Raw genomic sequence first — 11,697 nt, forward strand, 5'->3', positions numbered from 1 at the left:
GACACCGGCCGGTGGCGAATCAAACGTAGTGTGAGAAACGAAAGTACGACGTTCTCACTCGTGACAGTTCACTTTAATTGCGATGTCAGTGCTGCGCGCCTCAGGCAACGCGTACTGGGAAGTTCTTCGCAGATCAGCACGCCTCAATTATCCGCAACCAAGGAAGTTTGCGATGACGAAAAACGTTGATACACCGGAGAGGTCCGGGACTGATGGCTCGCCGTCAAGAACCCTCAAGAAAGGTGCCATTGGTGTGGTCGGTGGGGTGATCATGGCCATCGCCGCGATCTCGCCGCTGACCACACTCGGTTCCAACCTTGCGATGAGCCTTGTCCTCGGCGTCGGTCCCGCCACCGTGTTCGTGATCGTGATCATCATGGCGGTCCTTCTGTTCTTCACGGCCGGTTACGTGGTGCTCGGTCGCTATGTCGTCGACTCGGGCGCTTACTCCGCCTACGTCGCACACGGCCTCGGAGCCACAGCCGGATCGGGCATCGCCGTCATCGCAACTATCGGGTACAACCTGGCCGTTGTCGCCTTCGCCGGTATCTCCGGCTACTTTTTGGACAACGCCTTCGAGCCTCTCGGCCTGGATCTCCACTGGTGGATCTACTCGCTGCTCGTGCTCCTACTGATCGGAACCCTCGGTTACCTCGGGGTGGGCATGGCGAGCAGGGTGACCAGTCTGATCTGCGGCCTTCAGGTCATCCTGCTGGGCGCCTTTGTGGTCGCCGTACTCGTGAACAACCCAACGGGTTTCCGGCTGGACGTGTTCTCGCCTGCGGGTCTGACCGGTGGGGCGTTCGGGTTGTCGATCGTGTTCGTTCTGCTGTCCCTGGCCAGTTTCGAGACTGCAGCCGCGTATGGCGAGGAGATGCGGGATCCCCACCGCGCCGTTCCCAGGGCTACCTACCTCACCCTGTTTCTGCTCTCGGCGGTGTTCATCGCCGGTACGTGGGCGGTGGTCGCGGCAGCCGATGGTGACCCTGGGGCGGTGGCGCAGTCCGACCCCGGTGCTCTGATCCCGACTCTCTTCGGCGCCTACCTCGGCGAGTGGGCCGGCACGGTGTTGAACATGGTGATCGCCGTCAGCATCATCGGTGCGGCCATTGCCTTCCACAACCTCGCTACGCGCTACATGTTCTCGTCGGCGCGGGCTGGCCTGTTGCACGCTGGGCTCGGCCGCACGCATCCCCGGCGAAAGACGCCGCACATCGCCGTGATCACTCAGCTACTGTTCACCGTGGCGTTCCTCGCGCCGTTCGTGGCGACCGGCGCGGATCCCATGCTCGGGCTGTTGCCGGCGATCGCCGGTTACAACTCCCTGTCGATGATCGTGAAAATGGCGACCTGCTCGATCAGCGTGGTCGCAGCGTCCCTGCGCGGCAGAGTCACCGGTTCGCTTTACGCAACGCGCATCGCTCCCGCCCTGGCCACGCTCGGACTCCTCACGGCCGGAGCTTTGATCATCGTCTACTACGCCGAGGTGACCGAAAGCGACTCCGCATGGATCAATGCCATGCCGCTGATCCTCATCGCCTGCGCCGTTTACGGCGGTCTGCGTCAGCGCCAACTCAACCACGCCAATCGCGGCCCGGGAGCTGACACCGCGTCGGTGTGACCCGAGCGGGCGCCTCAGCTTGATGAAACACCCAACCCCCTGGAGGAATGCTGTGCTGATCGGATTCGCCGGCTTGGGCCGGATGGGCCGTCCGATGGCCACCAACCTGGCGCGTGCTGGGCACTCCGTGCTCGCCCACGACCCGTTTGTGGACGAGGCGCCGGACGGCGTCACCTCCGCAGGTTCGGTGGCAGAGCTCGCCGAGGCGCCATTGAGCGTCAGCATGCTTCCAGACGAACCCACGACCCGCGATCTGGTCGTGAAGGGATTGGCGAACGCCGGACGGGAACATCTGCACGTGGTGATGGGCACCGTCGGGCCCGAGCTGGTGCGCGAGCTGGCCGACGCCACCGAGGTGGACATCATCGATGCACCGGTGTCCGGGAGTGTGTCCATGGCTGAAACCGCAGCGATCACCACGATGGTCGGCGGCCCTCGGGAGCAGTTTGACCGGATTCTCCCAGTGCTAGCCGCGATGACCGCGGCACAGTTCCACACTGGTTCGATCGGATCGGGGGCGGCGGCGAAGCTGGCAGTCAATGCGGTGCTTGCTGCACTCAGCCAGGGGATTGCGGAAGGATTGCTCATCGCCGAAGCAGGCGACCTCGATCCCAAGGTGTTCTACGAGGTGCTGCGCAATAGTGCGGCCGGCGCTCCCTACGTCGGCTACAAGGAAGAGGCCTACCTCGCGCCCGAGACCGCTGGGGTCGCTGCCCCGGTGTCACTGATCCGCAAGGATCTGCGGCTGGCTCTCGAGCTGGCACGCGGCCGGCATCTCGACCTGCCCGGTATCGGGGTCGCCTGCACGGTGCTCGATGACGCGACCGCAGCCGGGCTCGGCGAGGCGGACATGGCCCAGGTGCTGGTCGCCTTGCGCCTGCGCAACGGGCAGCAGTCCGGACAGGACATCGGCCAGGAGGTCGGCAACTTCTGAGCGATGCCGCCCCCTGCGTCGGCCACGTCGAGCTCGCGCGGACAGACGCCGCCGGGTTCGCCCTCCGGTTTCTCCTTGCCGGGAGAACCCGCTCACACGACAAGCACATCAGGGGCTGCCGGTCCTCGCAGGCAGCTCAACGCGGAGGTGCAAAGATGCGACGTACTCGGTGGATCGTGCTCGGGGGGTGCTTCCTCGCTTACCTGTTCGACGCACTGGAAATCGTCCTGCTGTCCCTGGCTCTCCCCGAGATCCGGGAGGACATGGGTCTGTCAGTGACTCAGGCAGGTCTGCTCGCGACGGCCACACTGGTGGGCATCGGGGTCAGTAGCGTCGCGGGCGGTTACATGGCTGACAACTTTGGACGGAAGAAGGCGCTGCTCGCCTCGCTACTCACCTTCGGAGTATTCACCGCCTCGCTCGTGGTCGTTCCGAATTTCACGGTCTTCCTGATCCTGCGGTTCTTCGCCGGAATCGGGCTCGGTGCGGTGTGGAGCGTGGTGTCGGCCTACGTGGTCGAAACGTGGCCGAGCCGCAGCCGCGGCCGTGCCGCGGCGTTCGTGATCAGCGCCTTCCCGGCCGGCGGCGCACTCGCTGCCGTCATCTCCGCCGAGTTCCTGCCGGACTGGCGGCTGATGTTCCTGGTCGCCGGTGCAGCCGTGGTCGTTCCTGTCGGCATCGTCCTCGCACTGTTCCCGGAGTCGGCCAGCTGGGCTGCGCACAAGGCTGACCACGCGGCTGACTCGGTCTCGGTGCGCGACGTTCTCATCGGATCGCTGCGCCGCACGACCCTGCTGGGCACCCTCATGGCAGCTCTGGCACTGACGGGCTACTGGGGGGCGACGACCTGGCTGCCGACGTACCTCACCACCGAACGCGGCTTGCCCGCCAGCTCGGTGGGGCTGTTCATGACGATTCTGAACCTCGGAATGTTCCTGGGATACAACGGATTCGGACTGCTCGCCGATCACATCGGCCGTCGCAGGACGATCATCCTGACGCTGTGTGGTGTGGCGCTGACCATGCCCATCTACGCCATCACGACCGACCAGACCAGCTTGCTGTGGCTCGGTCCGCTCTTCGGTGCTTTCACGGCGTTCTTCGGCCTGTTCGGGTCCTATCTCGGGGAGCTGTTCCCGACCCGGGCTCGTGCCACCGGCGCTGGCTTCTGCTTCAACGTCGGTCGCGGTGTGTCCGCCTTTGCCCCCTTCGGCCTCGCCGGACTGGCGGGCGCAATCGGCTTCAGCGGCGGACTCGTGGTGGGCGCCGGTTTCTTCGCCCTTGCGGCGGTTGTGGCGCTGATGCTGCCGCGCACCGGGACGCACGTGGTGGATCGAGCCCTGGCGCCCCATGATTACGGCGATGCTGAGTCGAACGTTCGCCACGCAACTTCTGAATGAGGCGAGAGGCCAGCTGTCATCCGGAAAGAGGTCCGCACTGGGGATCACCCGAGCACCAGTGCGGACCTTTCCTACAGGTCAGTTGAGGCCGTCGAAGGCGAACACGACCCAGTTGGAGAACTCGCAGGCCAGGTGCCAGCGGTGCTGGGCCGTCAAGTGCGACGGGATCACGCGGGGAAACTCCACGCACAGCCGGGCGTAGAATCCGCCCGCTTGATCCCGGAACTCGTGGCGCACCCCGCCGATGACCGGGCCCGATTCGATGAACGCGACCCCGGCAGCTTCGATTGTGAAATCCGGGTTGCGCGGCGTGACCAACGTGGAGGTGTCCTCGTAGTCGATGAGGAACCGGCTGGTGAGGAGGTTTCCGCCCGTGGTCTCGATGACCTCCTGCCTACCGTGGGGATCGGTCTGGATGAGGAAGTGGTCGGGGTTGGCGGCGATCATGCTGCGCGTGTAGTCCTCGCGCGCGGTGTCGTCGAACCACCGCACGAACTCAGCGGCGCTACCGCCGGTGACGTGCAGTTCGCAGATGCTCATCGCGCGCCGACCGCGCGACAGACGTGTCATAGCCCGCGAACCTGCGCTGGAGAGCCGGATGTCCCGGGACAAGCGCCGCCGGATCTGCTCGGGACTCAGCGCGAGCTTGCTGTCGGCGAAGGCGAGACGTTGCCGCGCAAGGTCGCCGGAGGGCGCCGGTAGACCGATCTTCGCGGCAGCCTTGGGTAGGCGCTGAGCCTCCCAGGCAAGGACGTCGTCACGGGCGATCTCGCGGCCGTTGATCACCGTCCGGATCGTGATCGGCGTGTTCACCATCTATTTCCTCGGGTCGTGGGGTTGTGTCGTTGATGTGCTGGAGCGTAAGCACCAGAACGATGTCGTTCCATTAGGGAGTTTCCGCCCGCTGCAGGCGGTTCGGTGTCAGTACGAGCTGGTACTCCTCAATCGAGGCTCAGCGCTTCGAGCTTGCGGTAGAGCGTCGCGCGCGAGATGCCCAGTGTCTGTGCGGCCTTGGTCCTGTTGCCGTCGACGGCGGAGAGCACCGCCGCGATTGCCTCCCGCTCCACGCTCTCCAAATATGTCAGCCGGCGAGCTAAGCGCGGCACCTCCGTGGCCGGAGGCAGGTCCGCCGCACGGACCCGGTGCGCGGGCGCCTGCTCGATGGCGGCGTGCAGGGTGCGGGTGAGCTGTGCGACGTTACCCCGCCATTGCCTGCGGGCCAGATCGCGCACGGCGTCCGACGCGAGCGTCGCCTCGGGATCGACCCCGGAGGCCACGGCTGCTGCGACGTCGGGGATGTCCTCCAGCCTGCGGGACAGGTCGGGGAGTTCGATGACGTGGTCGAACATCGCCAGCAGCTCGTCAGACAGATCGTGGGCGTGGTGAGATGTGGCAGTAGCGACTACCAGCCGTGGTGAATCGGATCTCCACCGGCGTCGCAGGTCGGTCAGCTCCGACGAGGTCCACCTGTGCAGGTCGTCGATCACATCGTCGACCGGCACGTCGGCGCCGGCAGAAGCCGGAGTCGGGATGTTGCGCAGCAGTGCGCGGGCCAGCGCGGTCTTGCCCACACCGACCGGGCCGCACAGGAGCACGTGCCCTCGGGTCAAGATCGCTCGTGAGGCCAGCGCGACGGCGGTCTGCCATGGTTGGCTGCGCCCCGGAAGTTCGCCGGAGACCCTGGCGGCCAGGGCTGATGCGGCGTCCCGACTGGGGGCACGGGAGCGGGTGGGCGACGGTGCGGTGGGCAGGTGCAGCACGGCTCCGGCGGCGCTGTCAGAGGGGTCGACCGGGCGCACGTCGACATCGAGGGTGTCGCCGTTGTCGAGGGCCAGCCGAATTGATGGCCGGTGAGAGGACAGAGCAGCCTGAACCCGTTCCCACAGCACCTGTACCGGGCCGGTTCCGACCAGTGGTTCCGCCAGGTGGTTGGCCATGATCATGCGGTCGTTGACCGCGGCGATGGGGCGCTTCGGCCCACGGCGCTCGCTGCGCAGGAAAGCATCGAGCATCGCCCGGTCGTCAGCGGCGTAGCCGCTGAGCAGTCGCTCACCTGCGTCGCAGGCGGCGCGTTCGATCAACGCGGTCATGATCTCGGGTGAGGCTCCGGTCGGGCACACGAGGTCGAGTGCCCCTTCAATGCACCCGGTGCCGGGGTGGACGATCGGCGTGCCGACTGCGATGACCCTGTCGAAACACCTGTTGTAGTGCTCCGTACCGTCTACGACGGCGGTGCCGCGGTCCTCGAGAACGGTTCCCAAACCGGTCGACCCGATCGCCGATTCGTCGAAGAGCGCCCCGGGTAGAACGTTCATCTCGTCCATGAGCGCATCCATGGTGCGTCCCGATGTCCACCGCCCCAGGACCCGAGCCTCCCGGTCGGTGACCATGATGGCGAAGTCAGCGGTGCCCAATTGGCGCATTACCGCGCTGATCACGGGCTCGGCGGCACGTCGCACGGCACCATCGCGCTCGATGTTGTCGAGCGAGGCGATTCGGGGTGCGCCCTCGTGCGCGGCACCCGCAGCGCGCGACCGCCGCCATGCGCGCAGTGTCGCCGGCCGGACCAGCCGTGACTCGGTTCCGTCCTGCAGGAACGCATCACGAGCCAGGGCGATTTCCCGTTGACCGATCATTGCCCGCCTCCTGCATCGCCGGACGCGCCCTCAGAACTTGGGGCAAGGCTGCTCCCGGTGGACGCGCCAGGACCTCAGGGTAACCGCAGGTAGCGCCCGCGAGTGTCCCAGAAATGCGACACCTGTTGCTCTCAAACGCACGAGAACCGGAGGTGTCCCGTCCGTCTCCTGATGCTCCGGAATCGAGACAATTCGCCGTGCCGCGGGGCCCATAGCGTCGGCCGCACGGTGCCCAGTGAACGGTCCTGGGCATTGGAGGGAGATGATCATGATTGAGCGCGTGGTGTTCCCCAGCGATGGCGAGACCCTCGTGGGAACCCTGTTCCGCCCGGACGATGCGACCGGCCCCTTGCCGACCGTCGTGGGCGGCGGCGGATGGTGCTACGTCAAGGAGATCGTGCTACCGCACGTGGCGCGTATCGCCACCGAGCAGCAGGTGCAGTTCCTCGGCTTCGACTACCGCGGCTTCGGGGAGAGCTCCAGCGGGTGCCGCCAGCACATCGATCCGTGGCAACAGATCTCGGACTACAAGAACGCCCTCACTTACGCCGAAAACCGCTCAGACGTCGACGCGGATCAACTGGGCGTCTTCGGCATCTCCTACAGCGGCGGGCACGTGCTGATCCTGGCCGCCAACGATCCGCGGATCAAGGCGGCGGTGTCCGTAGTACCGGTCGTCGAAGGCTACGACAACATGCGCCGCGTCCACGGCGAAGTGGCCTTCGCCGAACTGGAGCGCGCCCTGGTGCAAGACCGTCGCCGCCGGGCTGCCGGGGCTCCGGGAGCCACGCTGCCAATGAGCTCCACCACGCCCGCCTCGGAGCTGTCCACCTGGCCCTTCCCGCGCATCCACGAGGTCTTCCACACGCTGAAGGATTCCGGCGAGGCCGAGCGGCACGAGCACTGGAGCACGATGGAATCAACCGAACTGCTCCTGAACTACTCGGTCTCGCCCTTCCTGCCGCGCATCCTCGACAAACGCGTCATGATGATCGTAGCCAAGGGCGACAACATCACCATGTGGGACCGCGAGATCGCGGCCTTCAACGAGATCGCCTCACCGCACAAGCGACTGGAAATCCTGCCCTCAGTCAGCCACATGAGCCTGTACTCCGATCAGCGCGACACCAACATCGCCGCCGCGAAGGCAGCCGACTGGTTCGCCAGCTCGCTGGGTACTGCATCGATCGGGCAGTGAGACCAGCGGGCCACGATGGAGTTTCGCGCCCTCGGCTCATCCCAGGCCCAGGCATTCGACCGAGCTGCCCTGGAGTTGCCGGAGGCTTGGTGTAACCCGGCCAGGCCAGAGCCTTACTCCACTGCTGCCAGCATCGTTCCGGGTTGGCGGTGTTGGCGGATGTGACGGGTTAGGGCACGGGCTCGCCGTGAGCCGATGCTGAGTTGTCGGCGGAGCGTGTCGGCGGAGATCGGTCGTTGGTAGAGGTTCCAGTGTTCGGCGTCGAGACGGTATGCCTCTTTGCACAGCGGATCACTGTCTTCGCTGTACGGTTCCGCTGAGTCGGCGTCGGCGCTGTTGGCGCTGTGACCAGGCATGTTGTTCATGACCGTGCGCATTGCTGGCACCCTTTCGGCCTTTTCGGGAGCGTCCAGCGTCTGGCTGGCTCCGGCCGGGTCTGCCGAGGCCGGCAGCGTTGTTTGGGCCTCTTCGGCCTCGGCCGACTCATGAACGTCCCCAGCCGTGGTCTCCGCATGACGCCGCTTGAGTGTTTGGTTGAGTAGTTCGACCGAGAGCAGCAGGGCGAGTGGTGGGCAGGCGGCCACGGCGATGGAGAAGGCGTTCAGTTCGGGTGCGGAGGCGATGTTCGCGCACAGCGACAACGCGATGCCGAGGGCGAATGACAGCCACGCTTTCCATTGGCCTGTGGGGCGGTGGCGGTGGCTGGCCTTCCAGAGTTCGATGGTGGCCATCGTCAACAGGCCGTCGACGAGGAGTGGCCAGAGGGCGGCGGTGGTTTCGTCGGCGCCGAACCGTAGGGCGAACTCGCGGCCGTGCCGGTAGGAGACGTACGCCGCGCCCACGGCCACCAACAGCGTGCAGGCGCACTGCAGGCGTAGTGATCGATCGGGTGTGGGCTGGGAGGTGGCTGGCTTGGTGCGCATCAGACCGCACCTGCCCTGGGCTGCCCGTGGGTGTCGCGGATCGAGACGCCGCGCTCGTGCAGGCGTTGGCGCACGGTCCCGGCGGCGACGTCCATGCGTGCGGCGATTTGGGCCAGTGACCAGCCTTGGTTGTAGAGCCGGATGGCGTCGTCGATCTGTTCTGTGGACAGGCCGCGGCGGCGCATGGGGACTTCGTGGCGATGCAGGATCGCGGACACGGTGCGGCGTTCGATGCCGAACTGATCACCCAGCTCGTAGACGGTCGCGCCCGAGGTGTAGCCCTCGATCAGCTTCTGGACCTGGTCGTCATCAAGCTGTTGGGCATGCCCGTCGACGGGGCTGACCTGGATTTCTGGACCTTCGACCAGTAGGTCGGGGTGGTTCGTATGCTTTAGCGTTAGGTCCACCCTAGGGGTCTTACTAGAACACGGCACCGAAACAACGCCACGTAGTAGGACCTGGACACCGTTGGTAGCCACGGGGCCGGGTGTCGGTTCGTGGTTCCGGCAGAGTCACGTCGGTGGTCTGCCAGTCGCTCTGGACGGCGTGCAGGTGTGCGAAGGGCTCCCGGAGGCTGTGGTCGGCGATCTGGTCGTCATCGACGTAGATGCTGTGGAAGATCGCTTGGTTGAGCATGCGGCGTTGCTGTTCGTCGCAGCGGCGGTAGAGCTCTTTGGGGTTCTCCAGCAGCGTGAGCGCGGCTTCGATGAGCCGGGCACTGTCGGAGAGGTTCTCGGTCGTGGTGGTGAGGCGTTCGGTCAGGCGTCGTCGCTGGCGGGCGATCTCGCGAAGCTTGGTCTTGATCTTCTCCTGCCCGATGGTGGAGTCGGCCGCCAGCTCGATGAGGTTCTCTTCGCGGGTGTCCAGCGCCTTCAACTCGGTGGTGAGTTGCTTGTGGAGCAGACGCTCGGAGGCTTCCTGCTCGTCGATGGCGCGAGCGACCTCGGCGCGCACGGTGGCGACGAACTGGGCGCTGAAGCGGATCGTCGCGTAATGGTTTTCCACTGCGTCTTCGACGAGGGCGACGTTGATGTGCGGGGCTTCGCAGCTGCCGTTCTGCTTGTTGCGGCAGAAGAAGTAGGTGTATTCGCTGCCACGTGAGTTGACGGTGTGCTGGACGATCAGCCGCTGGGTGATGCCCGCTCGCTTGCAGCGTCCACAGAACAACGAGCCCTTGAGGTAGTGGGGGTGCTCGCGGCGGCGTTCTCCTGCTGTGGAGCGGGATTCGAGGAGATCCTGGACGCGATCGAACAGGTCCTCGTCGATGAGCGGCTCGTGCCGACCTTGGACCTCCTCCCCATCGACTTCCACGTACCCGAGGTAGTAGCGGTCCCGCAACATCATCGAGAGCTTGTTGATCGACACCTGCTTGGCGGGATGACGGCCGGTGGGCCGGGTGCGCAGTCCGCGATCGTAGAGCTCGTCGGACAGGTCTTCCAACGAGTAGTCACCGGTGACGTAGAGCTCGAAAGCAAGCTGGACAAAGGGAGCACGCTCAGGATCGACGGCGATGGTGCGGATCTCGCGGCCGTCGAACCGGTCGCGGACATTGAGGTAGCCCAGAGGCGCGCGGCCGATCGTTCCGCCATTCTTGGCTTTCTGCTTCATCTTGTACGCGATGTCCGCGCCGGACTCCCGCGACTGGTACTCGTTGAAGGTGGCCAGGATGCCGTGCATGAGCTGACCGACGGGAGAGTCGTCGATCGACTCGGTGGCCGAGACGAGGGTGACCCCACGTTTGCGGAGATCAGCCATGACGATGGCGTCGTCGAGCCGGTTCCGCGCCATCCGGGACAGCTTGTAGACGATGATGTAGTCGACGTCGCCGGCGTTGCGTACTCGCGTGAGCATCCGCTGGAACTCGACTCGCTTCGACATCTCGGTCGCCGTGCGACCCGGCTCGACGTATTCATCAATGATCGTCAAGCCGAGTTGCTCGGCCTTGCGCTGGCACTTGACGCGCTGCGCGGGGATCGAGATCCCTTCCGGGTCGTAGTCGTTCTTGACCTGGCCAGCCGATGACACCCGCAGATAGATCACTGCCCGGCTTCCCGGCTCCACTGTCTCGGCGACGGTCGACAGGACGGCCGGAAGAGCGCCATCGGCCAGCAGCTCGTCATCTCCCAGCAGTTCGTCGACGAGATCGTCGTACGCACTGGTCATCGCGCACTCGTCTCGGTCGCCGAGTACTCGGGCTCGATGAACACGTCAACGAGGTGCAGGCCGAACTGTTCGATGAGGCGTTGGCACGCCGCGCGCTGCGCCTCCAGGGAGGCAGCCGTGGCCGGGGCGTCTGATGCCACGCGCCGATAGGTGACGACGCGAAGCTTCGGCTCCGCTGCGGTCGAGGTCGCCGGTAGCGCAGCGGGGAAAACACCCTCGCACGTGTTGTCGGAAGGTTCTGCGGTCGCGCCGGTCATCCCACACTCTTCTCGTCTAGTTCGGAATGGGAGATCGCCACATACGGCTGCCGCCTCGAAAAGTCGGCGTCTCCTTTTGTTCAATTCAAAATATTACCTCGATTTGCCGCAATTATTTACGCCGCTTCCGGGCGCCCGATTCGTTGCTCTTCTGGTGCGACGATTGATTCTCGCTTGTCGAACGAGTCGATTGCAGGCGCACCTTCGTCTTGCGTTGCTGTTGATGCGAGACTGACGATGACTTTTGCGAGCTTGCGAATATCAGGTGGATCGTGGCGAATGCCTCGAATCGCAATACCCCGAGTAGCGGCAGCGCGGCGGTTTCTCTGCCTTCTCTTTCTCTGCGGAGCCATAGGTCACCCCGAAGCGGAACTGGAGGGTCGCGTCGTCGGCCGGGCACCCTCGTTGTCCGTTGGACCGCTGAGGCTCCGAGCGGGGCCATCTCCGCTCGCCAGCGACCTCGTTGGCGAGCCGTCGGTTCGTGGTGACGAGTGGTCAGCCCGGAGCTTGCGGGCCGGGGCTGACCGGCTCGCTTCGAACGCCGGCTGTGCTGACTGAACGGGGT

At 65.4% G+C, this 11,697-nt stretch carries 10 protein-coding genes; 4 read left to right on the forward strand and 6 right to left on the reverse strand.

Going from position 1 to position 11,697, the window contains the following annotated elements; all coding sequences use genetic code 11:
- Nucleotides 1-172: 172 nt before the first annotated feature.
- The 3 genes from ACFQGD_RS08535 to ACFQGD_RS08545 all read left to right on the forward strand — a co-directional run bounded on the left by ACFQGD_RS08535 (nt 173) and on the right by ACFQGD_RS08545 (nt 3,955).
- Nucleotides 173-1,621, forward strand: a complete 1,449-nt coding sequence (locus tag ACFQGD_RS08535; protein ID WP_345394807.1) for an APC family permease — start codon at nt 173-175, stop codon at nt 1,619-1,621.
- Between the two features lie 22 nt (nt 1,622-1,643).
- Complete coding sequence (locus ACFQGD_RS08540; protein WP_345394810.1) at nt 1,644-2,555, forward strand: NAD(P)-dependent oxidoreductase; 912 nt, start codon at nt 1,644-1,646, stop codon at nt 2,553-2,555.
- A 155-nt stretch (nt 2,556-2,710) separates the two neighbouring features.
- Nucleotides 2,711-3,955, forward strand: a complete 1,245-nt coding sequence (locus ACFQGD_RS08545) for an MFS transporter (RefSeq protein WP_345394813.1) — start codon at nt 2,711-2,713, stop codon at nt 3,953-3,955.
- 78 nt (nt 3,956-4,033) lie between these two features.
- Here the strand turns inward: ACFQGD_RS08545 and ACFQGD_RS08550 are convergent, their stop codons facing one another.
- Both ACFQGD_RS08550 and ACFQGD_RS08555 read right to left on the reverse strand, forming a co-directional pair.
- Complete coding sequence (locus ACFQGD_RS08550) at nt 4,034-4,771, reverse strand: hypothetical protein (RefSeq protein ID WP_345394816.1); 738 nt, start codon at nt 4,769-4,771, stop codon at nt 4,034-4,036.
- Nucleotides 4,772-4,896: 125 nt separating this feature from the next.
- Entirely contained in the window at nt 4,897-6,591 is a 1,695-nt protein-coding gene (locus tag ACFQGD_RS08555) for a helix-turn-helix domain-containing protein (RefSeq protein WP_345394819.1), read from the reverse strand.
- Between the two features lie 268 nt (nt 6,592-6,859).
- Here ACFQGD_RS08555 and ACFQGD_RS08560 point away from each other — a divergent pair, with 268 nt between their 5' ends.
- On the forward strand, nt 6,860-7,789 hold the full coding sequence (locus ACFQGD_RS08560) for an alpha/beta hydrolase (RefSeq protein WP_345394822.1): 930 nt from the start codon (nt 6,860-6,862) through the stop codon (nt 7,787-7,789).
- A gap of 113 nt (nt 7,790-7,902) precedes the next feature.
- On the opposite strand, the gene ACFQGD_RS08565 is transcribed toward ACFQGD_RS08560, so the two are convergent.
- Genes ACFQGD_RS08565 through ACFQGD_RS08580 form a run of 4 tightly spaced genes read right to left on the reverse strand, consistent with a single transcriptional unit; the run spans nt 7,903 to nt 11,132 of the window.
- On the reverse strand, nt 7,903-8,712 hold the full coding sequence (locus tag ACFQGD_RS08565; protein ID WP_345394825.1) for a DUF2637 domain-containing protein: 810 nt from the start codon (nt 8,710-8,712) through the stop codon (nt 7,903-7,905).
- Nucleotides 8,712-9,119, reverse strand: a complete 408-nt coding sequence (locus tag ACFQGD_RS08570) for a helix-turn-helix domain-containing protein (RefSeq protein WP_390183677.1) — start codon at nt 9,117-9,119, stop codon at nt 8,712-8,714. The genes ACFQGD_RS08565 and ACFQGD_RS08570 overlap by 1 nt, the downstream gene beginning before the upstream one ends.
- Before the next feature lie 13 nt (nt 9,120-9,132).
- Nucleotides 9,133-10,875, reverse strand: a complete 1,743-nt coding sequence (locus ACFQGD_RS08575) for a recombinase family protein (RefSeq protein WP_345394828.1) — start codon at nt 10,873-10,875, stop codon at nt 9,133-9,135.
- Nucleotides 10,872-11,132, reverse strand: coding sequence for a recombinase family protein (locus ACFQGD_RS08580; protein WP_345394831.1), 261 nt, complete (start codon nt 11,130-11,132; stop codon nt 10,872-10,874). Before ACFQGD_RS08580 ends, ACFQGD_RS08575 begins: the two co-directional genes overlap by 4 nt.
- Nucleotides 11,133-11,697: the final 565 nt, after the last annotated feature.

The sequence above is a fragment of the Haloechinothrix salitolerans genome (assembly GCF_042662605.1).
Classification (GTDB): Bacteria; Actinomycetota; Actinomycetes; order Mycobacteriales; family Pseudonocardiaceae; genus Haloechinothrix_A; species Haloechinothrix_A salitolerans.

Excerpts from the sequence above, each read along its gene's own strand:
- ACFQGD_RS08535 (WP_345394807.1), top strand. The coding sequence starts at position 173 with ATGACGAAAAACGTTGATACACCGGAGAGGTCCGGGACTGATGGCTCG.
- ACFQGD_RS08540 (WP_345394810.1), top strand. The coding sequence starts at position 1,644 with ATGAAACACCCAACCCCCTGGAGGAATGCTGTGCTGATCGGATTCGCC.
- ACFQGD_RS08545 (WP_345394813.1), top strand. The coding sequence starts at position 2,711 with ATGCGACGTACTCGGTGGATCGTGCTCGGGGGGTGCTTCCTCGCTTAC.
- ACFQGD_RS08550 (WP_345394816.1), bottom strand. The coding sequence starts at position 4,771 with ATGGTGAACACGCCGATCACGATCCGGACGGTGATCAACGGCCGCGAG.
- ACFQGD_RS08555 (WP_345394819.1), bottom strand. The coding sequence starts at position 6,591 with ATGATCGGTCAACGGGAAATCGCCCTGGCTCGTGATGCGTTCCTGCAG.
- ACFQGD_RS08560 (WP_345394822.1), top strand. The coding sequence starts at position 6,860 with ATGATTGAGCGCGTGGTGTTCCCCAGCGATGGCGAGACCCTCGTGGGA.
- ACFQGD_RS08565 (WP_345394825.1), bottom strand. The coding sequence starts at position 8,712 with ATGCGCACCAAGCCAGCCACCTCCCAGCCCACACCCGATCGATCACTA.
- ACFQGD_RS08575 (WP_345394828.1), bottom strand. The coding sequence starts at position 10,875 with ATGACCAGTGCGTACGACGATCTCGTCGACGAACTGCTGGGAGATGAC.
- ACFQGD_RS08580 (WP_345394831.1), bottom strand. The coding sequence starts at position 11,132 with ATGACCGGCGCGACCGCAGAACCTTCCGACAACACGTGCGAGGGTGTT.